The sequence below is a fragment of the Isoptericola sp. BMS4 genome, from assembly GCF_011634835.1.
Taxonomy (GTDB): Bacteria; Actinomycetota; Actinomycetes; order Actinomycetales; family Cellulomonadaceae; genus Isoptericola.
The window spans coordinates 2,668,841-2,694,554 of record NZ_SIRP01000001.1; the positions used below are offsets into that span (position 1 = coordinate 2,668,841).

Consider the following 25,714-nt stretch of genomic DNA (forward strand, 5'->3'; position numbering starts at 1 on the left):
TCAGCGGAGACGCTTGTGCATGGTGACCGCGGCCGTCTCGAAGCCCAGGGACTCGTAGAGCGCCCGAGCGGCGGTGTTGAACCCGAAGACGTTGAGGCCCAGGGAGCGAGCACCCCGCGCCCTGGCGTACTCCTCGCCGAGGATCATGGCCTCGCGCCCGAGACCGCCACCGCGCCGGTCGGCGCGGATCGGACGAACTCGCCGCGGGTGCGGTCGAGGAACACGGGGAGATCGTGAGCGGCCATGTCGCGCAGCGTGACGGGCATCGGTCAGTCTCCCTCCACCGGGACCACCCACAGGTCGCCGACCTGGCCCGCGAGCAGCTCGCGCGCCTCGTCGGCCAGCCCGTCGTCGGTGACGAGCCGCCGCACCTCGTGCAGGTCGACGATGGTCGTGAGCCCGACGACGCCCCACTTGGTGTGGTCGGCCAGCACGACGGCCTCCTCGCCGGCGGCGAGCAGCGCGCGGTCGGTCTCGGCCTCCAGCAGGTTCGGCGTCGTCAGGCCGGCGTGCAGGTCCACGCCGTGCACCCCGAGGAACGCGACGTCCAGGTGCAGGTGCTCCAGCGACCGCACCGCCACCGGGCCCACCAGCGCGTCGGAGGGGGTGCGCACGCCGCCGGTGAGCACCACCGACTGCGTGTACGGCTCGTCGGCGCGGTCCGGGCGGCGGAAGACGTCGGCCACCGGCAGCGAGTTCGTCACCACGGTGAGGTCCGGGACGCCGCGCAGCTCCTGGGCGAGCACCCACGCCGTCGTGCCACCCGAGAGCCCGACCGCCATGCCGGGCGCGACCAGCTCCGCCGCGCGGCGCGCGATCGCCCGCTTCTGCGCGACCTGCTGCTGCGTGCGGGCCTCGAAGGCGCGCTCGTGGCCGGCCGACCCGCGCTCGCGCCGGGTCGTCGCGCCGCCGCGCACCTTGTCCAGCGCGCCGTCGTCGGCGAGCGCCTCGATGTCGCGACGCACCGTCATGGCGCTCACGCCCAGCTCGTCCGCGAGCTCGGCGATGCTCGCGGCACCCCGGCGGCCCACCTCGGCGACGATCCGCGCCCTGCGTTCTGCGACGAGCACCAGCACCCCTTTCGACCTGCGGCTCAGTGTCCCACGACCTGCCCGCCGCGCCCCTTCCCCCACGACCGTCCCGAGGAGCCGACCGATGCCCACCCTGCCCGCCCCGTACGACGCCTGGTTCCCCGACGCGGAGATCGACGGCACGTACGGCTTCGACCGTGACGCCCTGGGTGCGGTGCGCCCCGCCGAGGAGCCGGAGGGCTTCGCGGACCTGTGGCGGTCCTGGTTCGCGGCCGCGCGGGGCGTCGCGGCGGACGTGGTGCTGGAGCCGGTGGGCCGTCGCGGAGCCCACGACGTCTCGGTCGCGACGTTCACCGCCGACGGCGGGCTGCGGCTGCGGGCGTGGGTGGCGCTGCCCACCGGCGGCGAGGTGCGCGTGGGGATCGTGCACGGGCACGGGTACGGCGGCCGCGACGAGCCGACGTTCGAGCGGGTGCCGGAGCACGCCGCGGTGATCTTCCCGGTCGCGCGTGGGCTGGGGGCGCTCAACGCGGGCGTCGGGGCGCCGGGCACGAGCGCGGAGCACGTGCTGCACGGCATCGAGGACGTCGCGACGTACTCGCTGGGCCGGTGCGCCCGGGACCTGTGGCACGCGGCCACGGCCCTGACCGAGGTGCTGGGCTCGGCGCCGCCGCTGTACTACGTGGGCGGCAGCTTCGGTGGCGGCGTGGGTGCCCTGGCCCTGCCGTGGGACGACCGGTTCGTGGGCGCGACGCTCACGGTGCCGAGCTTCGGGCAGTACGACCTGCGCCTCGCGGTGCCGTGCCACGGCAGCGGCGAGGCGCAGCGCCGGTACGTGGCGGAGCACCCCGAGGCGCGCAGGGTGCTGGCGCTGACCGACGCCTCCGTGGCCGCGACGCACCTGCGCGTGCCGACGCGCGTCGAGTGCGCCCTGTGGGACGCGAACGTGCCGCCGCAGGGCCAGTTCGCCGTCGCGAACGGGGTCGCCGCCGCCGAGCGGGCGGGGACGGGCACCGCGCTCGAGCTCGGGGTGCTCTCCGCGGGTCATGCCGAGTACCCCGGCCAGGCGCGGGAGATGGCGGCCGCGTTCGCCGCGACCCGCGCGCACGTGGACCGCGCGGTCAGCCGCGCCGCGGTGCGCTGATCAGCGCGGGATCCAGCACCTGCGCGCCGCCGGTCGTCAGGACTCCGCCCCGGAGGCGTGCCGGAGAGCGGCGTCGGCCGCGGACGTCACCTGCGGCGCGGCCCCGACAAGGGCGTCGAGGCGCTCCAGGCGACGCGCGGTGTCGTCGTCCGCGGGCGTCATGAGGATGATCCGGTCCCCGCGGGCGCGGTCGAGCCACAAGCTCTGGAAGTGCACGTCGAGGCGGCCGACGCGCGGCGAGGCGTAGCGGCGCAGCTGGGTGCGGTCCCCGGCGATCTCGTACGTCTCCCAGAGGCGCACGAAGTCGGAGGACGTCGCCCGCAGCCGGTCGAGCAGCGCCCGCCAGCGCGGGTCGTCGCGGTGCTCGGGCGCCTTGCCACGGAGGCGGGCGGTGATGTCGCGGAGCACGGCCTCGTCGTCGACGAGGCTGCCGCGCCAGCGCGGGTCGGTGAACATCAGCCAGGCGCAGTTGCGCTCCTCGGGCGGGCGGGCGTCGAGGTCGTCGAACAGGAACCGGTAGGAGCGGTTGGCGGCGAGCAAGTCGTAGCAGTCCGTCTGGATCGCCGCGGGGTACGGCAGCAGCCTCTCCAGCACCGCAAGGTGCTCCGGCCGCACCTCGAAGCCCGGCACCGGGTCGACGGCGGGCTCGCGGCCGGCGAGGACCATGAGGTGGCGGTGCTCCGCGGCGTCCAGGCGCAGCACCCGCGCCACCGCCTCCAGCACCTGGTCGGAGACGTTCCGCGCCCGGCCCTGCTCCAGCCACGTGTACCAGGTGACGCCCACCCCGGCGAGTTGCGCCACCTCCTCGCGCCGCAGGCCCGGGGTGCGACGGCGTCCGCCCGTGGGCAGCCCGACGTCGCCCGGCGTGATGCGGGCGCGCCGGGCGCGCAGGAACGCGCCGAGCTCCTCGCGGCGGGTCGTGCGGGCGGCGTCGGTCATGGCACCAGTGTGCGCGATCGTGCCCGGGGCAACCAGGTGGTGCCGGTACCACGATCAGCAGGCTCCTGGTACCAGGATGAGCGCGGACGCACCGTCGTGGCATGACCACGACCACCACCGGGACGCGACGGCCCGCCCCCGCCACGTCGACCCGTGCACTCACCGGCACCGGCCTCGCCGTCCTGCTCGTCGCCTACCTGCCCGTCAACATGACCTTCGGGTCGGTGAACCTCCTCGCCCCGGCCATCGCCGGTGACCTGGGCGCCACGGCCGCGGGCGGCCAGCTCGTGCTGTCCGCGTACACGACGGCGTTCGCCGCCGCCCTCGTCGTCGCCGGCCGCCTCGGCGACCGGTACGGCCGACGGCGGCTGCTCGCCGTCGGGCTGGCCGCGTTCGCCGCGCTGTCCCTGCTCGCCGCGCTCGCACCGACCCTGCCCGTGCTGGTCGCGCTGCGCGCCGGGCTCGGCGTCGCGTCCGGGCTGTTCACCCCGCAGGTGCTGTCCACGATCCAGGCCACGGCTCCCGACCGGCTGCGCGCCCTGGGCGTCACCCTGTTCGCCGCCATGAGCGGCATCGCCACCATCACGGGGCAGGTGCTCGCAGGCGCCGTCGCCGGCGTCGCGGGCGACCACCTGGGATGGCGGCTCGTGCAGGTGCTCACCGGCGCCGTCGGGGCGGCGGCGCTGCTCGGCCTGCGCGCCGTCCCGGACTCGCGCTCGTCCGCGCCGCTGGCCCTCGACCTGCGCGGCGCCGTCCTGCTCGGCGGCGGGCTGCTGCTGCTCGTCGTGCCGCTGACGCTCGGCTCGTCGGCCGGCTGGCCCCCGCCGTTGCTCGCGATGCTGGTCGCGGGCGGCGTCGTGCTCGTGGTGTTCGCCCGGGCCCAGCGGGCGTCGGAGCGCCGAGGCGACCTGCCCGTCGTGCCGCCGAGCGTGCTGCGCGCCCCCGCCGTGCGGCACGGCCTGGTCATGACGCTCCTGTTCTTCGTCGGCTACGGCGGCTTCCTGTACGAGTTCTCGGCCCTCACGCAGGGCGCGCTGGGCGCGGACGCGTGGGGTGCGGTCCTGCTCGTGCTCGGCTTCGGCGGCGGCTTCATCGCGACGGCGCTCGCGCTGCCCGTCGTCGAGCGGTACACGGGCCGGTGGACGATGACCGGCGGCGCCGTCGGGCAGGCCGCGATGCTGGCGGCGACCGCCGTCGTCGTCGGCAGCGGGCACGCCGGGAGCGCGTTCACCCTGCAGCCCCTGCTCGTGCTGCTCGGCGCCGCCCAGGCGCTCATGTACGGGCCGGTGCTGCGCACCGTGCTCTCGCGCACGCCCACGTGGGCGGCCGGCGTGGCGGGCGGGCTGTTCACCACCCTGCAGCAGCTCGGGCTCGGCCTCGGCGTCGCGCTGCTGGGCGGACTCTTCCAGGCCGTCGCCGGGCACGCGGGCGGCGGCCCGGACGTCGGGCTCCCCCGCGGGTTCGCCGTCGCCGTCGCCGTGCAGGCCGTGCTGGCGCTGGTGTTCGCGACGCTCGCGACCCGCATCGCCCGCTCGCCCCGCTGACCCGCTCGCGGCGCGCCGGTGGCAGACGACGCCTCGGTGCGCGACGGTGGGACCACCGCACATCCGTCCACGGAGGTCACGATGAAGGTCGTCGTCGTCGGCGCGCTCGGCAAGGTCGCGCGCCTGCTCGTCCCGCTGCTGGTCGACGGCGGCACGGGACCGGCCGTCGAGGTGGTCGGTGTGGTGCGCCGGCCGGAGCAGGTGGACCGCGTGGCCGACGTGGGCGCGGACCCCCTGCTGCTCGACGTGGAGAGCGCCACCACCGACGAGATCGCGGCGGCGCTCGACGGGGCGGACGCCGTCGTGTGGTCCGCCGGCGCGGGCGGCGGGAACCCGCAGCGCACCTACGCCGTCGACCGGGACGCCGCGATCCGGTCGATGGACGCCGCCGCGAGCGCCGGGGTGCGCCGCTACGTGATGGTGTCGTGGATCGGCTCGACGCCGGAGCACGGCGTCCCGGAGTCCGCGGGGTTCTTCGCGTATGCGGACGCCAAGCTCGCCGCGGACGACCACCTGCGCGACACGACCCTGGACTGGACGATCCTCGGGCCGGGCACGCTGACGGACGAGCCGCCGACCGGCCGGATCGCGCTCCTGCCCGAGGCCGGCGCCGTCCCGGCCGGCACGGACACGCACGTGCCGCGGGCCGACGTCGCCCAGGTGGTCGCCGCGACGCTGCGCGAGCCGGCGACGGTCGGGCGGTTCGTCCGGTTCAGCGCCGGGGAGACGCCGGTCCCGGCCGCCCTGCGATCCCTGGCCTAGGGTCCGGCACGAGAGACGTGCCGTCGTGAACGGCGCGCGGTACGGTCGGGACGACGTCGAAGGGGATGTGCGATGACCGCTCGGGGCCGGCTTCTGCTGCTGGGTGCGGTCGTGCTGTTCGGCGTGACCCTCACGCTGGTCGCGGTCGAGAGCCGTTGGCAGGCGGTCCCGGTGTGGGCGTTCTGGTCCGTGGTCGTGGTGGGCGCCGTCGCCCGGGTCGTCCGGCACCGCAGTGTGCGGCGCGGCCTGCGGCCCGCGGCGCAGGGCGTGGACGAGGTGCAGGACCTCTACCTCGGCCGCATCCGCCCGCCGGTCACGTACGGCGCCGCGGAGCCGGTGGCGACGGTCGTCGAGCCCGTGCCCGAGGACCCGCTCGCCGGCGGGTCCGTCACCCTCGACCTGGGGCCGGAGGCCCGCCGGCACGACGGGCGGTGATCGCCCCGTGCGGGCGCCGGCCGGGGTCGGTGCGGGTCTCGCTCTCCAGGACGTCGAACCCGGCCGCCGTGAGCCGCGCGCTCATCTCCGCGACAGGCCAGTACCAGGCGGGCGTCACGGCATGGTCGAACGGCTCGACGCGCGGGCCGCTGAAGAACCCGAGCAGCAGGCCGCCGCCGTGCGCGAGGGCGCGCGCGAGCTCGGCGAGCACCGCGTCCATGCCGGACGGCGAAGTGTGGATGACGGAGTACCAGGCGAGGACCCCGCCGAGGCTCCCGTCGGGGACGCCGAGGCCGTCCAGTGCGGCGCGGCGGAACGGGACGCCGGGGTGGCGGGCGCGGGCGTGCTCGAGGAACGGCTCGGCAAGGTCGGCGCCCTCGACATCATGTCCCAGGTCCGCGAGGTGGCGGGTCCAGTGCCCGGGCCCGCAGCCGGCGTCCAGCACGCGTCCCGTCAGGCCGTCGGCCCAACGGGTCACGAGCCGCCGGTCGCGGTCGTCGGCCTGCTCGACCGACCCGAAGAGGTCGACGTACTCGCTCGCTCGCGCGGCGTAGGCGGCGCCGACGTCGTGGCTGGTCACGCCGGTCAGCGTACGACGGCGCGGACGGCGCGGCGGGCGTGCTCGCGCGCCTCGCCGGCGGTCGGCGCGGGAGCGAGACCGAGCAGCCGGCGCCGGTGCGGCTCGCCGAGCAGCAGCGTGTACAACGGCTCCGCGAGGTCGTCGTCGTGCCCCCGGGCGGCGAGCAGCCGGGCGAGGGCCGCGACCGTCGCCGCCGGTCCGCGGGCGTAGAACTCGGCGGCGAGGTCCGGGAGCCGGTCGGCCTCGGCGACGACGAGCCGGTGCAGGGTCACGGCGTCGTCCCCGTGCAGGGCGTGCACGATCCGGGCGGCGACGTCCTCCAGGTCGTCCCCGGCGGGCAGGTCGCGCTCGTGGGCGTGCAGTCGTTCGACGGCGGCGAGGAACAGCCCGGTCTTGTCGGTGAAGTGCCGGTAGATCGTGCGTTTCGTCGCGCCGACCGCCTGGGCGACCGCCTCGATCGTGGTGCCGCCGAGGCCGTGCGCGGCGAACAGCGTGGTGGCCGCGTCGAGGATCTCCGCCCGGCGCGCCTCGGTCTCGCCGTGTCGCGGCCGGCCGGGGCCGCGTCTCGTCGCGCTCGTGTCGGTGCTCACCTCACAAATGATACGTTGCCGTTTCATTGATGCGAAGGAGGGACCGATGGGCACCGACCGGCTGCTGCACGTGGCGTTCAGCGACGACTGGGAGGCCTGCGGGCGGTTCGGCGAGTACGACGTCGCGACCCGCCGCACGCTCTACGACGACGCGGGGTTCGTCCACGCCACGACTGCGGCGGGCCTGCCGCACGTCCTGCGCGACGCGTACGGCGACGCGTCCGAGCCGCTCGTGCTCGCCGTCGTCGACGAGGCCGCCCTCGCGGCCCGGGGGATCCCGGTCCGATGGGAGCCCGGCGCCGGCGCGGACGGCGCCGCCGCGCCGCGCATCGAGGGCCTGCTGCCGATGGACCACGAGACCGTCGTCGCCGTCCTCCCCCTGGAGCGCGGCGACGACGGCTGGCAGGCGCCGGACCTCGACGGGCTGGGTGTGCGCGACGAGGCCCCGCCCGCTACGTGAGGAGCTCAGCGATCCGGCGGCGGATCCCGGCGGCGTCGAGCCCGTGCGCGGCGGCATGCTCGCGCGGCGTGCCGTACCGACGAAGCTCGGCCCCCTCGACCGGCACGCCCACGTGCAGCACGCGGCTGGGCCGGTCCGTGAGCGCGGCGGCAACAGCGCGGGCGCTGGTGCCCTCGAGGTAGGGCTCGACGACGGCGAGCGCCGGCGCCGGGCCCGCGAGCGCCCGCAGCCCCGTCGCGTCGAGGGGGTGCGGGGTGGCCGTCCAGGCGACACGCACCGGAAGGTCCGCGGTGGCGGCGAGCACGGTGTCGAGCATCGGGCCGACGGCGACCACCAGCGGCGCGTCCGCGCCGCCGTCGCGCACCAGGTGCAGCCGGCCGTCCACGGGGTGCGGCGCGGCGTTGTGCTGCGACGACAGGCGCACGTACACCCGGCCCGTGCCGCCCGCCTCGCGGCGCAAGACCTCGGAGACCTCGTCGGCGTGCCCGGGCACGTGCACGGTCCAGCCGGGCAGCGCGGACATCAGGGCGACGTCGGCCGGGGCCTGATGGGTGCGCCCGCCGGAGCTGACGTCGTACGACGCCCCGGCGCTGACGAGCAGCGCGCCGACGTCCTGGTGGCCGAGGTCCAGCTTGACCTGCTCGTACGCCCGCTCGACGAGGAACGGCGCGAACGTGTGGACGACGGGCCGCCGCCCGGCCAGCGCGAGGCCGCCGGCGACGCCGACGAGCGCCTGCTCGCGGATGCCGACGTCGATCACCTGGTCGGGTCGGCGCGCGGCGGGCGCGGGCAGGTACCCGGAGCCGATCACGGCGAGGACGAGGACGGCGTGCGGGTGGTCGCCGAGCACCGGGTCGAGCTCGGCGTAGAAGCGCGTCCTCATGTCGCGGGCGAGGGTCGTGGTGCTCATGCCGTCGCCTCCTTCGCGGACGTGTCGACGACGACGACCGTGGGCCGGTCGGCCACGGTGCGGCGCAGGGCGGCGGCGAGTCGCGGATGGTCGTGCGTGCGCACCTCCGCGGGATCCCAGCCCTCGAGGGCGAACCGGGACGCGATCCCGCCGGGCCAGCCGAGATTGTCGCTGTGGTTGTCGACGACGACGCAGGTGAGGTTGCCGAGACCGAAGCGGCCGGCGACGGCGATCGCCTCGGCGTTGCTGCCCTCGTCCAGCTCGGCGTCGCCGACGAGGACGACGACGCGGGCGGGCGACCGGTCGCGCAGGCCGAGGGCCATGCCGACCGCGAGCGGCAGGCCGTGGCCGAGGGACCCGGAGCCGATCTCGATGCCGGGCACGAGCGTGCGGTCGGGGTGGTGGCCGAGCCGGGAGTCCCAGCTCGCGACGTCGTCGAGCCAGTCCGCGGGGAAGTAGCCCTTGGCGGCGAGCACCGCGTAGGTCGAGGCGGGGCCGTGGCCCTTGGAGAGCAGGAAGCGGTCGCGGTCGGGGTGGTCGGGGTCGTGCGGGTCGACCCGCAGCACCTGGTCGTAGAGGACCCAGAGGGTGTCGAGGGTGGAGTGGGCGCTCGGGTCGTGCTTCTCGTCGCCGGTGACCCGCCGCACGAGGGCGCGGACCGCCTCCGGGACGCGTGCCGGGGGTGTCGTCGTGGTCGTCATGGCACGATCGTTCAACCTCAACCATGATTGAGGTCAAGCGATGTCTCAGGACGACGCGCCGGCGTTCTCCTCCCGCACCCCGTCGGACGCCGTCGACGACCAGATGCCGACCAGGCGCGCGACCACGACCGTGAGGTACAGGGTCCCGACGACCGCGACGAAGGACCCCAGCGACCTGGCCCAGGGCGTCACGGGCAGCACGTCGCCGTAACCGAGCGTCGCGAGGGTGACGTAGGCGTAGTAGAGCGTCTCCTGCCAGGTCAGCGGGCCACCCCCGGACTGCGGGTCCGCGAAGCTGCCGGGCGCCACCAGCTCCAGGAGCGCGAACCCGGCGGCGAACAGCCCGCCGAGCACCAGGTACGCCGTCACCGACGCGAGCACCAGGTCGAGACCGGCGGCGCGGGACCGGCGGAACACGAACCGCAGCAGCGCGAAGATCAGCGTGCCCATCGCGAGCACGACCGACGTGAGCATCGCCGCCGTCGCCGTGGTGCTGTCCTGCGCCACCGCGAACCAGGTGCCGCACACGAGGAACACGCCGGTGACGGCCACCATCGGGGCCACGTGCTGCCCCTCGTCGCGCACGACGACGATCCCCACCGCCAGCATGACGGCGTACCCGAGCATGTAGGCCGCCGTCCACAGGGCGCCGTAGCCCGTGACCGGGTAGCCGAACTGCAGCACGACGGCGGCCGCCAGCAGGGCGGCCAGCGCCCGGGTGCGACCGGGCCGCGCGCGGGCCGGCGCCGGTGGGGCGGGGGCCTCGGCGCCCGGCACGTCAGCCCTCGCGGATGGTCATCGACGCGATGCGGTCGCCGTCGACGACGAACCGGAACGAGCTGCGCCCGTTCGCGTGGGTACTGCGCCAGTCCCCGACGACGGTCACGGCACCGTCGCCCGCGACGTCGACCTCCTCCGGGGTCAGCGTGCCGGTGGCGCCGATGAACTCGCGCGCGCTCCAGCCCTGGATGGCGTCGCGCCCGGTGAAGACGCGCCCCCAGTCGTCGACGTAGCCGTCGGCGGCGAAGGCGTCGAGGAACGCCTGCTCGTCGTGGCGGTTGACCGCCGCCACGAACGACGCGACGGGCTCGGGGACGGTCGGGGCCTGCTCGGACATGGGTCCTCCTTCGTCGTGCGTATCTTCTTGATATACGGATAGGCTAACGACGATATGGAAGCGCGCAACCAGAACACCCGCCAGGCCCTGCTGGACGCGGCCGCCGAGCTCGTCGCCGGCGCGCCGGGCCAGGACGTGCCGCTGCGCGCCATCTGCGACCGGGTGGGCGTGCAGCTGCCCACGCTGTACCACCACTTCGGCAGCAAGTCCGGCCTGCTGGAGGCCGTCATCGAGCACGGCTTCGACCGCTACGTCGGCCTCAAGCGCGCCCAGGAGTCCACCGGCGACCCGATCGAGGACGTCCGCCAGGGGTGGGACGCGCACGTCCGCTTCGGCCTGGACAATCCCGCCTTCTACGCCCTCATGTACGGGCAGGTGATCCCCGGCTACCGGCCCGCGGCCCAGGCCCGCCCCACCGCCGCGCTGCGCGAGCTCACCACCCGGGCCGCGCGGGAGGGCCGTCTCGTCGTCGACCCCGTGCAGGCCGCCGACCACGTGCTCGCCGCGAACGTCGGCGTGACGCTGCACCTCATCACCGCGGACGCCCCCGACCCGGCACTGTCCGCGGCGGTCCGCGAGGCGACGATCGCCGCGGTCACCGGCACTCGGGCCGCCGGCACCGCGCCGCGGGACGACGGCACGCCCGCGGCCGCGGCGACCCTGCTGCGCGCGCTCGCCGCCGACGCGGCCCTCCCGCTCGGCGAGCCCGAGCAGGCGCTGCTGCGCAAGTGGCTCGCCACGCTCGCCCGGACCGACTGACGACACACGCCGCCCACACACCGGACCCAGCGAGGAGACCATGACCGCCCCCTCACCGATGCTGCGCACCGACGAGCGCCGGGGCCACGTCGGCCCGCTCGAGCTGTTCTTTGACCTCGTCTACGTCTTCACGATCATCCAGCTCTCGCACTACGTCGTGGAGCACGACACCCTCACCGGGCTGGCCCAGGCCGCCGTGCTGTTCCTCGCCGTGTGGTGGGGCTGGAACTACACCGCCTGGGCGATGAACTGGCTCGAGCCCGAGAGCCGCGCCGTCCAGGGCCTCGTGGCCGTGCTCATGCTCGCGGCGCTCGCCATGGCGGTCGCGGTCCCGCACGCCTTCGACGAGTCCGCCGGGCTCTTCGTCGCCGCGTACCTGACGCTGCAGCTGCTCCGCAGCGCCGTCATGGTCGCCGTCTTCCGCGGCCGCACCATGGGCCGCAACTACGCGCACCTCCTCGCCTGGAGCGCCGCGGCCGGCGTGCTCTGGGTCGTCGGGCTGCTCGTCCCCGCCGACTGGCGCCTCGCCGTGTGGGCGCTGGCCGTCGTCGTCGACTACGCCGCCCCGCGCGTCGGCTTCTGGATCCCCGGGAGGGGAACCGCGCCCATGTCGACGTGGCCGGTCACCGAGTCCCACCTGGCCGAGCGCAACCGCCTGGTGTTCATCATCGCCCTCGGCGAGTCGATCCTCGTGCTCGGCGGCACCCTGCTCGGCGGCGAGCTCACCGGGCCCGTGGTGCTGGCCGCCCTCGTCGGGTTCGCAACCATCGTGCTGCTGTGGCGCCTCTACTTCGACCACCGGTACGGCAACCAGGAGCACGAGCTCGCGGACGACGCCGACCCCACGGCCGCCGCGCGCGGCGCCTACGCGTACGCGCACGCCCTCATGGTCGGCGGGGCGATCCTCGTCGCCGTCGGCATCGAGACGGTGGTGCACCACCCCGGCGAGCACACCGACGCGATGGCCGCCGCCGCGATCGCCGGCGGCCCCGCCCTGTACCTCGTCGGCAACCTGCTGTTCCAGCGGGCGCTGTGGGGCCGCACCCCGCGCTCGCGCGTCGCGGGGCTCGCCGCGCTCGCGGTCGTGGCTGCCGTCGCACCCCTGCTGCCGCTGATCGCGACGGCGGCGCTCGTCCTGGCCGTGCTCGGCGCGCTGGTCGTGGCCGGCGGCCGGCGGGCGTGACGCACGCCCCACCTCATCCCCCGCGCGGACCGGCGGCACCTCGGGCACGATCGGGAGGGACCCGCCGTCGTCCCGCCTGGAGGTTCCGCCGTGGCCCGTACCGTCGCTGAGCACCTCGTCGACCAGCTCGTCGCCGCCGGCGTCAAGCGCATCTACGGCATCGTCGGGGACTCGCTCAACCCCGTCGTCGACGCCGTCCGCCGCACCGAGGGCATCGACTGGGTGCACGTGCGCCACGAGGAGGCGGCCGCGTTCGCCGCCGCGGCCGAGGCAGAGGTGACCGGCGAGCTCGCCGTCTGCGCGGGGTCGTGCGGGCCCGGCAACCTGCACCTCATCAACGGCCTCTACGACGCGAACCGCTCCAAGGTGCCCGTGCTGGCGATCGCCTCGCACATCCCGAGCGCGCAGATCGGCACGCGGTTCTTCCAGGAGACGCACCCGGACCGCCTCTTCACCGAGGCGTCCGTGTTCTCCGAGATGATCTCCACCGCCGCCCAGCTGCCGCGCGTCACCCGGTCCGCGATCCAGCACGCCCTGGCCGAGCCCGGCGTCGCGGTCCTCACCCTGCCCGGCGACGTCGCCGACGAGCGCGTGCCGGACGACGACGCCCCGATCCTCGTGCCCGGCGCCTGCCCGGCCCGCGTCGTGCCGAACGACGGCGACGTCGCGGCCCTGGCCGACGCGATCAACGACGCGACGAAGGTGACGCTGTTCGTCGGGGCGGGGGCGCGCGGGTCCCGCGCCGAGGTCCTCGAGCTCGCCGACCTCGCCGCCGCGCCGGTCGGGCACTCGCTGCGCGGCAAGGAGATCATCCAGTACGACAACCCGCACGACGTAGGGATGTCCGGCCTGCTCGGCTACGGCTCCTGCCACGAGGCGATCCACTCCGCGGACCTGCTGATCCTCGTGGGCACGGACTTCCCGTACGACTCGTTCCTGCCCGACGACGTCCCCACCGCGCAGATCGACGTCGACGCGAGCCACCTGGGCCGCCGCACCCGCCTCGACCTGCCCGTGCACGGCGACGTCGGCGAGACGCTGCGTCTGCTCAACCCGCTGGTCACCCGCAAGAAGGACCGCACCTTCCTGCGCCGGATGGTCGACAAGCACGCCGAGACCATGACCAAGGTCGTGGGCGCGTACACGCGCAACGTGGAGAAGCACACGCCCATCCACCCCGAGTACGCGGCCGTGCAGCTCGACGAGACGGCGGCCGACGACGCCGTCTTCACCGTCGACACCGGCATGAACAACGTGTGGGCGGCCCGGTACATCACCCCGAACGGGCGGCGCCGCGTCATCGGGTCGTTCATCCACGGGTCGATGGCGAACGCCCTGCCCCACGCGATCGGCGCGGCGTTCGCCCAGCCGGGACGCCAGGTCGTGGCGCTCGCCGGCGACGGCGGCCTGTCGATGCTGCTGGGCGAGCTCATCACCGTACGCACCTTCGACCTGCCGGTGAAGATCGTCGTCTTCAACAACTCGACCCTCGGGATGGTCAAGCTGGAGATGCTCGTCGAGGGCCTGCCCTCGCACGGCACCGACTCCCCCGCCGTCGAATACCGCAACATCGCGACGGCGGTCGGCATCCCCGCGGTCCGGGTGGAGAAGCCCCGCGACCTGCGCAAGGCGCTGGCCGGCGCGTTCGACCGCGAGGGCCCCGCCCTCGTCGAGGTCGTCACCGACCCGCGCGCCCTGTCCATCCCGCCGTCGATCACCTCCGGGCAGATCCGCGGCTTCGCCACCGCCATGACGAAGGAGATCTTCGGCGGCGGCATGGGCGAGGTGATGTCGATGGCGCGCTCGAACCTGCGCAACCTGCCGCGCTAGGTGTTCCGGCTGGGGGACGGCTCAGAGGCGGGCGACGGCGTCCCGAGGACGACGGCCAGCGAGAGGCGTGCGGCGTCCTCGGTGTCCGGCTCCGCCGTGTAGACCATGACACGCAGGTCGTCCCCGGCGACGACGAGGGTGTCGCAGTCGAGCCCGATCGGCCCGACCTGCGGGTGGTCGATGATCTTGTGGCGCGACCGGGACTCGTGGGCCCGCAGCTCGCCGCCGTCCCAGAGCTCGGCGAACCGCGGGCTCGCCCGCCGGAGCTCGGCGACCAGCCGGTCGACGCGACGGTCGGCGGGATACTTCGCCGCCGTCATCCGCAGGTCCGCGACCAGGCCCTCCTGCTGCTCGGCGAGCTCTTCCGGGGTGTGACGCGCGACCGGGCCCGGGCCCGCGAGGTTGCGCCACACGCCGTTGCGCTCGATGCCGCGCCAGGCGGACGCGCCCGTGAGGGCCTCGTAGGGCGCGTTGGCGTCGACGAGGTTCCACATCGCGTCGTACACGACGACCGGGGTGCCCGAGAGCCGGCCCAGCAGGCGCTGCACGCTGGGCGGGATCCGCTGGGAGACGACGCCCGGCCCGGGTGCCGGGCGGCCGCTCAGCCGGAACAGGAGCTCCCGCTCGGTGTCCGAGAGCCGCAGCGCCCGGCAGAGCGCCTCGACGACCTGCTCCGACGGCGACGTCGCCCGGCCCTGCTCGAGCCGGGTCAGGTAGTCCACGGAGATGCCCGCGAGGTCGGCGAGCTCCTCGCGCCGGAGCCCCGCCGCCCGCCGGCGTCCGCCGACCGGCAGGCCGAGGGCGCCCGGCGCGACCCGGTCGCGCCACCGGCGCACCGCCCGCCCGAACTCCTGCTGCTCCACCCTGCCAGTCTCTCGCGCGGTCCCTCGCGCTGTCCTGGCCCTGGCAGTCCTACGACATCCCGACGACTGCCTCCCGGGGAGGACCCGTCCGACGGTGGATCCATGACCACGACACTCATCACCGGGGCCAACACCGGCCTCGGCCTGGAAACCGCCCGCCGTCTCGTCGCCGCCGGGCACACCGTCTACGTCGGCGCCCGCGATGGCGGGCGAGGACGGGCCGCCGCCGAGGAGCTCGGCGCGCGCTTCGTCCAGATCGACGTCACCGACGACGACTCGGTCGTCGCCGCGCTCGCCACGATCGAGCAACAGGGAGGGCTCGACGTGCTCGTCAACAACGCCGGGATCGCGCTGCGGGGCCGCGACGGCCACGGCGAGATGCTCGACGGCCCGAGCGTACTGCGCGTCTTCGACACGAACGCGGTGGGCGTCGTGCGCGTCACCGAGGCGGCGCTCCCGCTGCTGCGCCGGTCCGACAACCCGGTCGTCGTCAACGTCTCCAGCGCGCTCGGCTCGTTCTGGGCCACGCACGAGGAGTCGAGACCCGCAGCGCACTTCCCGTCGATCGTCTACGGGTCGAGCAAGGCGGCCGTGTCGATGCTCACCGTGCAGTACGCGAAGGCCGTGCCCGAGGTGAAGTTCAACGCCGTCGAGCCCGGCATCACTGCCACGCGGCTCGGCGGCGGGGACCCCGGCAGCCACCCGGGGCGACCGGCGGAGGTGAGCGCACAGGTCGTGGCCCGGCTGGCCATGATCGGCGCCGACGGCCCGACCGGCACCTTCCACGAGGACGACGGCGAGCTGGGCTGGTGAGGCCCTGACGCCCCCCGGTCAGCGCCAGCGGGCGGCGACGGCGAGGAACGCGTCGTTCGCCTCCCGCTCGCCGATGCTGACCCGCATGCCGTCCCCGGCGAACGGGCGCACGAGGACGCCCGCCTCGCGGGCCTCGGCAGCGCGGTCCACGGTCGCGTCGCCGAGTGCGAACCACACGAAGTTGGCGTGCGTCTCGGGCAGGTCCCAGCCCTGCTCGGCGAGCGCCGCGGTGACGCGGGCGCGCTCGGCCACGAGGGCGTCGACGCGCTCCAGCAGCTCGGCCTGCGCGGCGGGCTCGAGCGACGCGAGCGCGGCGCGCTGGGCGATGTGCGAGACGCCGAAGGGGGTGGAGACGGCGCGGATCCCGGCGGCGACGCGCGGCTCGGCGACGGCGTAGCCGACGCGCAGACCCGCCAGCCCGTACGCCTTGGACAGGGTGCGGAGCAGCACGACGTTGGGGTGCCGGCGCAGCAGGTCCACGCCGTCGGGCGCCTGCGGGTCGCGCACGAACTCCAGGTAGGCCTCGTCGACGATCACCAGCACGTCGCGGGGCACCGCCGCGAGGAACATCTCCAGCTCGTCCGCGTGCACGACGGGCCCGGTCGGGTTGTTCGGGGTGCAGACCATGACCACCCGCGTGCGCGGGGTGACGGCGGCGGCCATGGCGGGCAGATCGAGCCGCCCGTCGGGCCGCACCGGCACGGTGACGCTCGTGCCGCCGGCGACGGCGACGGTGATGGGGTAGGCCTCGAAGGAGCGCCAGGGGTAGACGACCTCGTCCCCGTGCTCGACGACGGCCTGCAGCACGTGACCGAGCACCGCGACGGAGCCGTTGCCGACGACCACCTGGTCCGCGTCGACGCCGACGTGCGCGGCGAGCGCCTCGACGAGCTCGGTCGCGAACATGTCGGGGTACCGGTTGACCTCCGCGGCCGCGTCCGCGATCGCGGCGAGCACGGACGGCAGCGGCGGGTACGGGTTCTCGTTCGAGGAGAGCTTCCACAGCTTCGCGCCGGCCCCGGGCCGTGCGCCGGGGACGTAGGCGGGCAGCGCGGCGACGGCGGCACGCAGGGGGACGATCGGGGAGTCAGCGGCGGTGGTCACAGCCGTCAAGGATGCCACCCCGGTGGTACCGGTCGGCCCGTCGACGGTGGTTCACCGCCCACCGGCACGCGTGACGTGCCAGGATGCGGGCATGAACTTCCTCGTCCGCGTGATCGTCACGGCCGTGGCGCTGTGGCTGAGCGACCTCATCTTCACCAACCTCGAGATCTACGGCGGCGACGACAGCGTCGGCAGCCGGATCCTCGTGATCCTGGGCGTCGCGCTGGTGTTCTCGCTCGTCAGCGCGATCGTGAAGCCCATCGTCAGCATCATCTCGATCCCGCTGCTGATCCTCACCCTGGGCCTGTTCTACCTGCTGATCAACGCGTTCATGCTGTGGCTGACCACGTGGATCACGGACCAGGGCTGGTTCGGCGACTGGGGGCTGGAGGTCTCCGGCGGGTTCTGGTGGTTCGTGTGGATCGCGCTGATCCTCGCGGTGCTGCAGGCGATCATCGGAGCGTTCGCCCCGAAGAAGGACTGACCGCCGCTTCCTCAGTGCGCCACCGCCCTCGCCGGGATTCCCGGCGGGGGCGTCGTCGTCCCGCCCGCCCGTCCGGGCGCCATCACCACGGGCCCGGAGGCGACGCGGCGTGCGGCGAAGAACGTGGTCCGCGAGCCGGTGCCGCCGAGCAGCCGTTCGATGCGGGCGGTGACGTCCGCGACCTGCACGTTCCGCGACGTGCGCGCTGCTGCGAGGGTGCGCAGATGGGTGGGCATCGCGTGCGCCAGCGCGACGCTGCCCGACGCGGCGCGGTCGAGCGGCTCGTCCGACGCCCGCAGCGCGCGGCCCACCGTGACGCGGTCGGCGGTGGCGGGGTTCTCGGCGCTCGACCGGCCGTCGGTCGCGGCCACGAGCCCCTCGTCGGTCTCGAGGTGCAGCACGGGGACGCCGCGGGGGGTGTCGAACGTGGCGGTGGGCGCGCCGGCGGTCACGACGCCGCCGACGCGGTGCTTCTCGGCGAACGCGGGCGAGGACGCGAGCGCGACCGCGGCGATGCCGCCGAGGCTGTGCCCCACGAGGACCACCGGGTCGCCCGACTCCGCGCCGGCCCGGTCCAGCGCCTGCGTGACGGAGTCGGTCAGCTCCGACGCCTGGTGGGCCATCAGCTCGAGGTCGCTCAGTCCGTCGAAGGGGTGCGTCGCCGACACGAGTCCCTGGGTTCCCGGCACGAGCACGGTCCACGACGTCGTCCCGTCGTCGTGCGTCACGCGTTCGACGGCGAGCGTGCCGGCGGGCGCACCGGTACCCGGCCTGCCGGCGATCCCGCTGCCGTGCGGGTAGAGGTCGGCGGTGCGCGCCAGCGCCTCGTCCACCGTGGCCGACGGCCGTCCCGCCCAGTCCGGCGGTCCCGTGCCCGGACCGCCGGCAGCGAGCGGCGCCACCCGGACCGTGCCGTCCGGCACCGCGGTGCCCACGAGCGTGGCGAGCTCGCCGGCCCCGCCGGTGACGCCCCGCCGCGGGTCGACGCCCCACGCCAGGCCGGACATCGCCTCGGCGGCCACGGAGGCGACCTGCCGCCATGCGGCGGCGAGGGTGCCGTCGTGGCCGTCCCGGACGGCGGTGCCGGGCGGCGTCCGCTCGGCCCACGCGGGCGCGGACTCCGCGCCGTCGTCGGCGGACCGCAGGGTCGCGGCGCCGACGCCGGTGCTCATCCGCATCCACGGCAGCAGGTGGACGTCGACGGCCCGACCCGCGACGGCGAAGAGTGTCGTCACGAGCACCCCCGCGGACCGCTCCACGACGGACTCGCCCCGCCGGTACAGTCCCGCGGCGATCCGCAGTCGCAGCGCGAGCCGGTCGGACGTCGTCGCCCGGGCGGCGAGGCCGGCCGCCACCTCCTGGGCGAGGTCGGCGGCGTGGCTGGCCGCCGCGACCTCGCTCGGACCGGGCCTGGCCTCGAACGGCACGCCGAGGGGGTCCGGCGCCCAGGTGGACCGCCGCAGCACGTCGTGGGCCGCGGAGCAGCGCCGCGCCGCCGCACGCAGCCCGGCCGCGGCGTCGTCGAGCAGGGCGGCGGCGTGCCGCACGTCGTCGGCGTCGACGCGCATCAGCGGGCGCCCGCCGACGATCGTCAGCGTCTCCTCCGGTGCCAGTCCGCCGTCCTCCTGACCGGTCACCGGGGCAGCACCGCCACGGCTTGGTCGATGTCGCCGAGGTGACGGTCGATCTCCCGCAGGAGGATGCCCACCTCGGCCCGGAACCGGGCGGCGGCGGGTGACTCCCACCCGATCTGGAGGCTCCGCCGTGCCCGCGACGCGGCGTCCTCGGCGTCGGCGCGGGCGCCGAGCAGCCCGGCGACGCCGGATGGCAGGAGCGTGGGTGGCGCGAACGGCCCGTCCGGGGAGGTCATGGCCCGGACGCTAGGTCGGCGGTCCGCCCGGTCCGGAGCCTACGGACCGCACTGTGCACGGACGCCCCCTGTGGACGGCCTGCGGGCGGCACCCCGCCGCGACCACGACCCGGCGGGTCACGTCGGGTCGACCCCGGCGAGCCGGTCCCGGTCGGACAGGATGTCGATGCCGGTCACGCGACCGCCCGACACGGTGAACGCGAGCACGGAGTACACCGTGCCGTCGTCGAGCACGGTGACGAGGCCGGGCGACCCGCCCACGAGCACGAGGCGCGAGAAGCGCGCCGTGCCGAAGTGCAGCCGCGCCTGCTCGGCCACCGCCTGCGCGCCGCGCAGCACGCGGGACAGCTCCCCGGGCCCGTAGTCGAGACGTACCACGATCTCGGGGTCGAGCAGCGCCACGAGACCGTCGAAGTCCCCCGCCTGCGACGCGGCGAGGTACGCGGCGACGACCTCCCGGCGTCGCGCGACGTCGTCCTGCGGGGGCACGGCCTCACGCACCTTGCGGCGCGCGCGGCTGGCGAGCTGGCGCGTGGCGGCGACGGACCTGTCGACGACGGGCGCGATCTCCTCGAACGGCACGGAGAACTGGTCGTGCAGCACGAAGGCGACGCGCTCGGCCGGCGCCAGCGTGTCCAGCACCACGAGGAGCGCCGCGCCGAGCTCGTCCTGCTCGACCGCTCTCCGCTCGGGATCCTCCAGGTCGTCGACGGACGTCACCAGCAGGTCGGGCAGGTGCCCGTCCCCGCCGGTCTCCCGGCGTGCACCCCGGGAGCGCAGGAGGTTGAGCGCGACCCGGGCGACGATCGTCGTGAGCCAGCCGCCGAGGTTCGCCACGCCGGCCGTGCCGGCGGCGTGCGCGCGCACCCACGCGTCCTGCACCGCGTCCTCCGCGTCGGCCGTGGAGCCCAGCACCCGGTACGCCACCGCGCGCAGGTGCGGGCGGAACGTCTCGAACTGGTCCGCCATGAGCTGGTCCGCGCTCATCGGTCACACTCCTTCGTCGGGCCGTGTCAGAGGGGTGACAGCACACGCTGCCGGTGCCCACCGAACCACAGGAGTGCGACACCGGCCCTCGGACAGGAGCCCGCATGACCTCTCGGACGTCGAACGATCTGGCCTCGACCGACACCTTCTCCACCGCCCTCGCGGGCGCCCTCACGGGACGCCGCCTGCTTCCCGGCGACGACGGCTTCGACGCCGCCGCCACGCCGTGGAACCTCGCCGTCCGGCAGCCGGTCGCCGCCGTCGTCGAGGCCGCGGACGCCGACGACGTCGCCGCCACGGTGCGGCACTCGCGGGCCGCGGGACTCGCCGTCGCCGCCCAGTCGACCGGCCACGGCGCGTCGGGCGACGTGGCGGGCACGGTGCTGCTGCGCACCGGCGCGCTCGACGCCGTCGAGGTGGACCCGGCGCGCCGCACCGCCCGCGTCGGCGCCGGCGCGTCGTGGGGCGCGGTGCAGGCGGCGGCCGCGCCGCACGGGCTCACCACCCTGCTCGGCAGCGCACCCGGCGTGGGCGCGGTCGGCTACACGCTCGGCGGCGGTCTGGGCTGGTTCAGCCGCGCCCACGGCCTGGCAGCCGACCACGTGCGGTCGTTCGACGTCGTCGACCCGGCGGGCGAGCAGGTCACCGTCACCGCGGCGTCGGACCCGGAGCTGTTCTGGGCGCTGCGCGGCGGTGGCGGCGACCTGGCCGTCGTGACGGCCATGGAGATCGACCTCGTCGAGGTGCCCGCGTTCTCGGGCGGCAAGGTCGCCTGGCCGGCCGCGCGTGCCGCCGAGGTCCTCGCCGTCTTCCGTGAGGTCACCGCCGCCGCGCCGCGCGAGCTCAGCGTGTGGCTGTCGCGGGTCGAGGCGCCGGGCGCCCCTGCCGTCGTCGTCGTGCACGCCGCGTACCTGGGCGACGCCGCGTCAGCCCGCGCGCTGCTCGCGCCGTTCGCCGCCGTCCCGGGCGCCCTCGGCCCCGGGCTCGACGCCGCGATCGGCCCGGTCCGGCTGGCGGACGTCGGCGACATCACGGCCGACCCGACCGACCCGGCCGCGGGGCGGTCGCGCGCCGAGCTCCTGTCGCGAGTCGACGACGAGGCGGTGGAGCGCCTGTTCACGACGTCCGTCGCGCCGCTGCTGATGCTGCAGCTGCGGCACCTGGGCGGTGCGCTCGCCGCGCCCGAGGACGACGCCGGCGCGCTGGGCCCCATCACCGAGCCGTACCTCCTGTACGCGTTCGGCCTGGCGTTCGAGCCCGGCCTCGCGACCGCCGTCGGGGGGCGGCTCGACGCCCTGCCGGTCAAGCTCGACGGCGTCGCCACGGGGCGCAAGCCGGCCACGTTCCTCGCACCCGGCGAGAGCGCGGCGGCCGCGTACGACGACGCCGCCCTCGCCCGCCTGCGGGAGCTCAAGCGCGCCCGCGACCCGCAGGGCACCGTCCGCGGCGCCTACCCCCTCCTCGGTTGAGCCCCCGGGCGTTGTGAGCGCGATCTCGGGGACAGTTCGGGGTCGCACTGTCCCCGAGATCGCGCTCACAACGTCTGCCTGGGCCCGTGGGAGAATGCGGGGCGTGACCTCCACCACGCCGCAGACCTCGACGACCACTGCCGACCAGCCCGCCCGCGTGAACCTCGCCGACGTCACCCCGCCCGTCGCGCTGGGCCCGCTCGACGGGCGCTACCGCGGGGCCGTCGCGCCGCTGGTGGACCACCTCAGCGAGGCGGCCCTGAACCGGGCCCGCATCCACGTCGAGGTCGAGTGGCTGATCACCCTGTGCAACGGGACCGCGGCACAGCCGGGGGCGGTCGTGCCGGGCGCGCCGACGCTGTCCGACGCCGAGGTCGGCTACCTGCGCCGGATCCCCGCGACGTTCGGCGCGGACGAGATCGCCGAGCTGGCCGCCATCGAGCGCGAGACCGTGCACGACGTCAAGGCGGTCGAGTACTTCATCAAGCGCCGCATCGCCGCCGCCCCCGAGGCCCTGGGCGAGACGTCGCTGCCCGCCGCGAGCGAGCTGGTGCACTTCGCGTGCACGAGCGAGGACATCAACAACCTCTCGTACGCCCTCATGGTCGCCGGCGCGGTGCGCGAGGTGTGGCTCCCCGCGGCCACCGACCTGGGCGACCAGCTCGCCGCCATGGCGCGCGAGCACGCCGAGGTGCCGATGCTGAGCCGCACGCACGGCCAGCCCGCGACCCCGACGACGATGGGCAAGGAGATCGCCGTCCTCGCCCACCGCCTGCGCCGCCAGCTGCGCCGGGTCGAGGGCGCGGAGTACCTGGGCAAGCTGAACGGCGCCACCGGCACTTTCGGCGCGCACACCGTGGCCGTCCCGGGTGCCAACTGGCCCGCCGTCTCGAAGGCGTTCGTCGAGCACCTGGGCCTGACCTGGAACCCGCTGACCACGCAGATCGAGTCGCACGACTGGCAGGCCGAGGTCTACGCGGACGTCGCCCGCTTCAACCGGATCCTGCACAACCTCGCGACCGACGTGTGGACGTACATCTCGCTCGGGTTCTTCACGCAGGTGCCCGTCGCGGGCGCCACCGGCAGCTCGACGATGCCGCACAAGGTCAACCCGATCCGGTTCGAGAACGCCGAGGCGAACCTCGAGATCTCCTGCTCGCTGCTCGACACCCTGTCGGCGACCCTGGTGACGAGCCGCCTGCAGCGCGACCTCACCGACTCCACGACGCAGCGCAACATCGGCCCGGCGTTCGGGCACTCGCTGCTCGCGATCGACAACGTCCGCCGCGGCCTCAAGGCGCTGAACGTCAACGCCGCCCTCATGGCCGAGGACCTCGACGCCAACTGGGAGGTGCTCGGCGAGCCCGTCCAGTCCGCGATGCGCGCCGCGTCCGTCGCCGGCGTCGAGGGCATGGACAACCCCTACGAGCGCCTCAAGGAGCTCACCCGCGGCCAGCGCGTCGACGCCGCCCGCATGCGCGAGTTCGTCGCCGGCCTCGGCCTGCCCGACGACGTCGCCGAGCGCCTCGCGGCCCTCACCCCGGCGTCGTACACCGGCGTCGCCGCCCGGCTGGTCGAGGACTACCTCGCCTGAGGAACATGTCCTTCTTCGGAGCCGAACATGGGGTTGGTCCGGGATTCAGGGTCTGAATCCCGGACCAACCCCATGTTCGGCGGACTCCGGTCAACCGGCGAGCTCGGCACGAAGCCGTGCACGCGCCTGACCGAGCTCGTCCACCCGGTTGACGACCCACCGCAGCACGGACGCCACCGCGACCGACGCGGCGAGCAGCGCCGCGACGTTCCCGGCGTCGACGACGTCGAGCTGCCTGAGCTGGGACGCGAAGAGGCCGATCCGCCCCAGCCCGACGGCGGTCCCCACGCCGGCGAGGACGGGGAGTGCGTGACGCCCCCGCCTCGTGGCCAGGACGACGCCCGAGACGACGACCAGTCCCACGAACATCGCACCGTTCCCGAGGAGCATCGTCGAGGACGGGGCGGGGATCCACGAGTCGTCATCCGCGATCCCGACGCGCACGACCGCCGCGACCGGCAGGGTGGCGGCCACGGCCGCCGCTGCCATGGACGACCGGCTCCGTATCCTCCCCACGAGCGACACGCTGACGCACCGGATCCCCGCCGCGGCAGCGAGCGCGGTCAGCGCGACGACCCACCCCATCGCCGTGAACACGGGGAACAGGCCGCGATACACGGTTCCGACCACGGACAGGCCGAGCAGGACGACCCACCCGGACGCGGCCGCGACGGCGAGGGCCGACAGGGCGACGCGGTGCAGTCCCCCCGCGAGCGCGAGCATCCCGCAGACCCACAGCACCCAGGAGAGCAGCAGCGGCGACCACGCCAGCAGACTGCCGATCTGCCCGTCGACGACCGCACCGTCGTGCACGAGGACGGCGGAGGCCGCCGAGCCCAGCGCGACCATGGCGGGGCCCGCCAGGACCAACGGCAGCAGCACGAGGAGCCAGCCGGCCGCCGACCGCCGCTGCTCCGGCGTCGAGCCGAACGGCGCGAGCACCCACTCGCGTGCGGCGGCGCGAAGCAGGTCGACCACCTCCGGTCGCGTGGGCCGCGACCGGCCGGGCGTCGCGCCGTCGAGCAGGTGCCCGAGCATCTCCGCGCCGTGCGCCCGCCGATGGGCATAGGGGAAGAGGCGGAGCAGCCGCCGGTAGTCGCGCACCAGCGCGGGCGGCACGAACGTCGTCTCGTCGCTCATGCCGGCACCTCCCCGAGCCCGGCCGGGCCCCGTTCCCCGAGCGCCGGAACGCCGACCCGTCGCGACCCCAGCCGTTCGAGCGCCTGCCGCGCCTGCGCCTCCGTGCGTCGGGCCTCGGCCGCGAGCCGCGTACCGCCGTCGGGCGTGAGCCGGTAGTAGCGCCGCAGCCGGGAGTCGACCACCTCCTCATGGTCGACCTCGACAAGCCCGGCGCCGACGAGCCGGTCGATCGCGCCGTACAGGGTGCCCGCCCGCAACGTGACCCGGCCGCCCGAGCTCTCCTCGACGTCCTTGGAGATGCCGTACCCGTGCGACGGCCCCTGCGCGAGCGCAGAGAGGATCAGGAACGCCGGTTCTTGCAACGGTCGCGATGCCATGTCGCGAATATACCCTCGCGACGAACCTATAGACCGCCGACACGGCCCGTCGACCATGGCTTTCCTCGGTGCCGAACATGGGGTTGGTCCGGGATTCAGAGTCTGAATCCCGGACCAACCCCATGTTCGGCAGCTGCAAGTGACGGGCGGCGCGGCGGTCAGGTCGTGGTCGCGACCTCCTGCCGCCCGAGGACGGCGAGCAGCTCCAGCTTCTCGGCCGCCTCGGACCGTGGCGGCGCGGTGAGGACGAGGAGCGCCTGGGTCTGGTCCTCGGTGAACAGGACCTGGCAGTCGAGCTCGACGGGGCCGACCTGGGGGTGCAGCAGCGTCTTGTGGTCCGCGAACCGCTGGGAGACCTCGTGCCGGTCCCACAGCGCGGCGAACTCGGCGCTGCGGGTGCGCAGGACGGTGACGAGCTCGGCGGCGCGTGACCGCGGGCCGAGGATGCCGTGGGCCACGCGGAGCGTCGAGACCAGGGCGCGGCCCTGCCGGTCGCGGTCGTCGGCGGGGTAGATCGTGCGCTCGTCGGGGTCGGTGAACCAGCGGTAGACGTCGCTGCGCTCCCACCCGGTCAGGCTCGACCGGTCGCCGAGCAGCGCCACGGCGAGGTCGTTCGCGACCAGCGTCTCCCCCAGCGCCGAGAGCACCAGGGCAGGGGTGTCCGAGAGCCGGTCGAGCACGCGCTGCAGCGCGGGGCGCACGTGGGACGACGTCGTGACGCGGTCCGGGGCGCCGCGACCCGAGACCCGGAACAGGTAGTCGCGCTCGTCGTCGGTGAGGCGCAGGGCCCGCGCGAGGGACGCCAGCATCTGCTCGCTCGGCTGCGGGCCGCGCTGCTGCTCGAGCCGCGTGTAGTAGTCGGTGGACATCGCCGCGAGCAGCGCGACCTCCTCGCGCCGCAGCCCCGCCGTGCGCCGGCGCGCCCCGGCGGGCAGGCCGACGTCGGCAGGCCGCACCGACTCGCGGCGACGGCGGAGGAACTCGGCCAGTGCTGCTCGGTCCATGCGCCCATCGTCCGCCGACGGCGC

Annotated in this window: 30 protein-coding genes; 12 read left to right on the forward strand and 18 right to left on the reverse strand. The window is 75.1% G+C overall.

Translation table 11 applies throughout. The features are described from left to right. The 3 genes from EYB28_RS11970 to EYB28_RS11975 are packed head-to-tail and all read right to left on the reverse strand — an operon-like array spanning position 1 to position 1,070. Positions 1–147: a GNAT family N-acetyltransferase gene (locus tag EYB28_RS11970; RefSeq protein ID WP_166848130.1), complete on the reverse strand. Its 147-nt coding sequence runs from the start codon at positions 145–147 to the stop codon at positions 1–3. After that, complete coding sequence (locus EYB28_RS20500) at positions 144–266, reverse strand: hypothetical protein (RefSeq protein WP_255461516.1); 123 nt, start codon at positions 264–266, stop codon at positions 144–146. The genes EYB28_RS11970 and EYB28_RS20500 overlap by 4 nt, the downstream gene beginning before the upstream one ends. 3 nt (positions 267–269) lie before the next feature. Then, positions 270–1,070: a DeoR/GlpR family DNA-binding transcription regulator gene (locus EYB28_RS11975; protein WP_205710905.1), complete on the reverse strand. Its 801-nt coding sequence runs from the start codon at positions 1,068–1,070 to the stop codon at positions 270–272. 85 nt (positions 1,071–1,155) lie between these two features. Between EYB28_RS11975 and EYB28_RS11980 the strand changes: the two genes are divergently transcribed. After that, positions 1,156–2,175: an acetylxylan esterase gene (locus EYB28_RS11980; protein ID WP_166848135.1), complete on the forward strand. Its 1,020-nt coding sequence runs from the start codon at positions 1,156–1,158 to the stop codon at positions 2,173–2,175. Positions 2,176–2,211: 36 nt separating this feature from the next. Here the strand turns inward: EYB28_RS11980 and EYB28_RS11985 are convergent, their stop codons facing one another. Then, positions 2,212–3,114 (reverse strand): helix-turn-helix transcriptional regulator, encoded by a 903-nt coding sequence (locus EYB28_RS11985; protein WP_166848137.1) that lies wholly within the window; start codon positions 3,112–3,114, stop codon positions 2,212–2,214. Between the two features lie 101 nt (positions 3,115–3,215). Between EYB28_RS11985 and EYB28_RS11990 the strand changes: the two genes are divergently transcribed. The 3 genes from EYB28_RS11990 to EYB28_RS12000 all read left to right on the forward strand — a co-directional run bounded on the left by EYB28_RS11990 (position 3,216) and on the right by EYB28_RS12000 (position 5,855). Then, on the forward strand, positions 3,216–4,658 hold the full coding sequence (locus EYB28_RS11990) for an MFS transporter (protein ID WP_166848140.1): 1,443 nt from the start codon (positions 3,216–3,218) through the stop codon (positions 4,656–4,658). A gap of 81 nt (positions 4,659–4,739) precedes the next feature. Further along, positions 4,740–5,420 (forward strand): SDR family oxidoreductase, encoded by a 681-nt coding sequence (locus tag EYB28_RS11995; protein ID WP_166848142.1) that lies wholly within the window; start codon positions 4,740–4,742, stop codon positions 5,418–5,420. Positions 5,421–5,492: 72 nt separating this feature from the next. After that, positions 5,493–5,855, forward strand: coding sequence for a hypothetical protein (locus EYB28_RS12000; RefSeq protein ID WP_166848145.1), 363 nt, complete (start codon positions 5,493–5,495; stop codon positions 5,853–5,855). On the opposite strand, the gene EYB28_RS12005 is transcribed toward EYB28_RS12000, so the two are convergent. After that, the gene (locus EYB28_RS12005; RefSeq protein ID WP_166848147.1) at positions 5,809–6,435 is read right to left on the reverse strand and encodes a class I SAM-dependent methyltransferase; all 627 of its coding nucleotides are present in this window, start codon (positions 6,433–6,435) and stop codon (positions 5,809–5,811) included. The two genes, EYB28_RS12000 and EYB28_RS12005, sit on opposite strands and share 47 nt — an antisense overlap. A 5-nt stretch (positions 6,436–6,440) precedes the next feature. Continuing rightward, positions 6,441–7,025, reverse strand: a complete 585-nt coding sequence (locus EYB28_RS12010; RefSeq protein ID WP_240930528.1) for a TetR/AcrR family transcriptional regulator — start codon at positions 7,023–7,025, stop codon at positions 6,441–6,443. Positions 7,026–7,071: 46 nt separating this feature from the next. Here EYB28_RS12010 and EYB28_RS12015 point away from each other — a divergent pair, with 46 nt between their 5' ends. Further along, a complete protein-coding gene (locus tag EYB28_RS12015) occupies positions 7,072–7,485 on the forward strand; it encodes a DUF952 domain-containing protein (protein ID WP_166848152.1) in 414 nt (137 codons plus the stop codon). Here the strand turns inward: EYB28_RS12015 and EYB28_RS12020 are convergent. The 4 genes from EYB28_RS12020 to EYB28_RS12035 are packed head-to-tail and all read right to left on the reverse strand — an operon-like array spanning position 7,478 to position 10,213. Continuing rightward, positions 7,478–8,395 carry a transketolase gene (locus EYB28_RS12020; protein WP_240930529.1) on the reverse strand — a complete coding sequence of 306 codons (918 nt, stop codon included), beginning with the start codon at positions 8,393–8,395 and terminating at the stop codon, positions 7,478–7,480. The two genes, EYB28_RS12015 and EYB28_RS12020, sit on opposite strands and share 8 nt — an antisense overlap. Further along, entirely contained in the window at positions 8,392–9,096 is a 705-nt protein-coding gene (locus EYB28_RS12025; RefSeq protein WP_166848154.1) for a thiamine pyrophosphate-dependent enzyme, read from the reverse strand. The genes EYB28_RS12020 and EYB28_RS12025 overlap by 4 nt, the downstream gene beginning before the upstream one ends. Positions 9,097–9,141: 45 nt before the next feature. After that, positions 9,142–9,873 (reverse strand): potassium channel family protein, encoded by a 732-nt coding sequence (locus EYB28_RS12030; protein ID WP_166848156.1) that lies wholly within the window; start codon positions 9,871–9,873, stop codon positions 9,142–9,144. A 1-nt stretch (position 9,874) separates the two neighbouring features. Further along, positions 9,875–10,213 (reverse strand): nuclear transport factor 2 family protein, encoded by a 339-nt coding sequence (locus EYB28_RS12035; protein WP_166848158.1) that lies wholly within the window; start codon positions 10,211–10,213, stop codon positions 9,875–9,877. A 54-nt stretch (positions 10,214–10,267) separates the two neighbouring features. Here EYB28_RS12035 and EYB28_RS12040 point away from each other — a divergent pair, with 54 nt between their 5' ends. From EYB28_RS12040 to EYB28_RS12050, 3 genes are all read left to right on the forward strand, one after another. Next, a complete protein-coding gene (locus EYB28_RS12040) occupies positions 10,268–10,972 on the forward strand; it encodes a TetR/AcrR family transcriptional regulator (protein ID WP_166848161.1) in 705 nt (234 codons plus the stop codon). A gap of 40 nt (positions 10,973–11,012) precedes the next feature. After that, on the forward strand, positions 11,013–12,155 hold the full coding sequence (locus EYB28_RS12045) for a low temperature requirement protein A (RefSeq protein ID WP_240930530.1): 1,143 nt from the start codon (positions 11,013–11,015) through the stop codon (positions 12,153–12,155). A 90-nt stretch (positions 12,156–12,245) separates the two neighbouring features. Then, on the forward strand, positions 12,246–13,985 hold the full coding sequence (locus EYB28_RS12050) for a pyruvate dehydrogenase (RefSeq protein ID WP_166848163.1): 1,740 nt from the start codon (positions 12,246–12,248) through the stop codon (positions 13,983–13,985). Here the strand turns inward: EYB28_RS12050 and EYB28_RS12055 are convergent. Beyond that, positions 13,982–14,848 carry a helix-turn-helix transcriptional regulator gene (locus EYB28_RS12055; protein WP_166848166.1) on the reverse strand — a complete coding sequence of 289 codons (867 nt, stop codon included), beginning with the start codon at positions 14,846–14,848 and terminating at the stop codon, positions 13,982–13,984. The two genes, EYB28_RS12050 and EYB28_RS12055, sit on opposite strands and share 4 nt — an antisense overlap. Positions 14,849–14,950: 102 nt before the next feature. Between EYB28_RS12055 and EYB28_RS12060 the strand changes: the two genes are divergently transcribed. Beyond that, positions 14,951–15,661 (forward strand): SDR family NAD(P)-dependent oxidoreductase, encoded by a 711-nt coding sequence (locus tag EYB28_RS12060; protein WP_166848168.1) that lies wholly within the window; start codon positions 14,951–14,953, stop codon positions 15,659–15,661. Between the two features lie 18 nt (positions 15,662–15,679). Here the strand turns inward: EYB28_RS12060 and hisC are convergent, their stop codons facing one another. Beyond that, positions 15,680–16,765, reverse strand: coding sequence for a histidinol-phosphate transaminase (gene hisC, locus EYB28_RS12065; protein WP_240930531.1), 1,086 nt, complete (start codon positions 16,763–16,765; stop codon positions 15,680–15,682). Positions 16,766–16,856: 91 nt separating this feature from the next. Between hisC and EYB28_RS12070 the strand changes: the two genes are divergently transcribed. Next, complete coding sequence (locus tag EYB28_RS12070) at positions 16,857–17,249, forward strand: phage holin family protein (RefSeq protein ID WP_166848171.1); 393 nt, start codon at positions 16,857–16,859, stop codon at positions 17,247–17,249. Positions 17,250–17,260: 11 nt separating this feature from the next. Here the strand turns inward: EYB28_RS12070 and EYB28_RS12075 are convergent, their stop codons facing one another. The 3 genes from EYB28_RS12075 to EYB28_RS12085 all read right to left on the reverse strand — a co-directional run bounded on the left by EYB28_RS12075 (position 17,261) and on the right by EYB28_RS12085 (position 20,106). Beyond that, positions 17,261–18,886, reverse strand: coding sequence for a hypothetical protein (locus EYB28_RS12075; protein WP_166848173.1), 1,626 nt, complete (start codon positions 18,884–18,886; stop codon positions 17,261–17,263). Beyond that, a complete protein-coding gene (locus EYB28_RS12080; protein WP_166848176.1) occupies positions 18,883–19,119 on the reverse strand; it encodes a hypothetical protein in 237 nt (78 codons plus the stop codon). The genes EYB28_RS12075 and EYB28_RS12080 overlap by 4 nt, the downstream gene beginning before the upstream one ends. A 117-nt stretch (positions 19,120–19,236) precedes the next feature. Further along, positions 19,237–20,106: a sigma-70 family RNA polymerase sigma factor gene (locus EYB28_RS12085; RefSeq protein ID WP_166848178.1), complete on the reverse strand. Its 870-nt coding sequence runs from the start codon at positions 20,104–20,106 to the stop codon at positions 19,237–19,239. A gap of 104 nt (positions 20,107–20,210) precedes the next feature. Here EYB28_RS12085 and EYB28_RS12090 point away from each other — a divergent pair, with 104 nt between their 5' ends. Together EYB28_RS12090 and purB are read left to right on the forward strand one after the other, a co-directional pair. Then, the gene (locus EYB28_RS12090) at positions 20,211–21,575 is read left to right on the forward strand and encodes an FAD-binding oxidoreductase (protein WP_166848181.1); all 1,365 of its coding nucleotides are present in this window, start codon (positions 20,211–20,213) and stop codon (positions 21,573–21,575) included. A gap of 94 nt (positions 21,576–21,669) precedes the next feature. Continuing rightward, positions 21,670–23,169 carry an adenylosuccinate lyase gene (gene purB / locus EYB28_RS12095; protein ID WP_166848183.1) on the forward strand — a complete coding sequence of 500 codons (1,500 nt, stop codon included), beginning with the start codon at positions 21,670–21,672 and terminating at the stop codon, positions 23,167–23,169. 90 nt (positions 23,170–23,259) lie between these two features. Here the strand turns inward: purB and EYB28_RS12100 are convergent, their stop codons facing one another. From EYB28_RS12100 to EYB28_RS12110, 3 genes are all read right to left on the reverse strand, one after another. Next, positions 23,260–24,309 carry a hypothetical protein gene (locus EYB28_RS12100; protein ID WP_166848184.1) on the reverse strand — a complete coding sequence of 350 codons (1,050 nt, stop codon included), beginning with the start codon at positions 24,307–24,309 and terminating at the stop codon, positions 23,260–23,262. Continuing rightward, the gene (locus tag EYB28_RS12105) at positions 24,306–24,686 is read right to left on the reverse strand and encodes a PadR family transcriptional regulator (RefSeq protein WP_166848186.1); all 381 of its coding nucleotides are present in this window, start codon (positions 24,684–24,686) and stop codon (positions 24,306–24,308) included. Before EYB28_RS12105 ends, EYB28_RS12100 begins: the two co-directional genes overlap by 4 nt. 158 nt (positions 24,687–24,844) lie before the next feature. Then, entirely contained in the window at positions 24,845–25,690 is an 846-nt protein-coding gene (locus tag EYB28_RS12110) for a helix-turn-helix transcriptional regulator (protein ID WP_166848188.1), read from the reverse strand. Positions 25,691–25,714 lie beyond the last annotated feature (24 nt).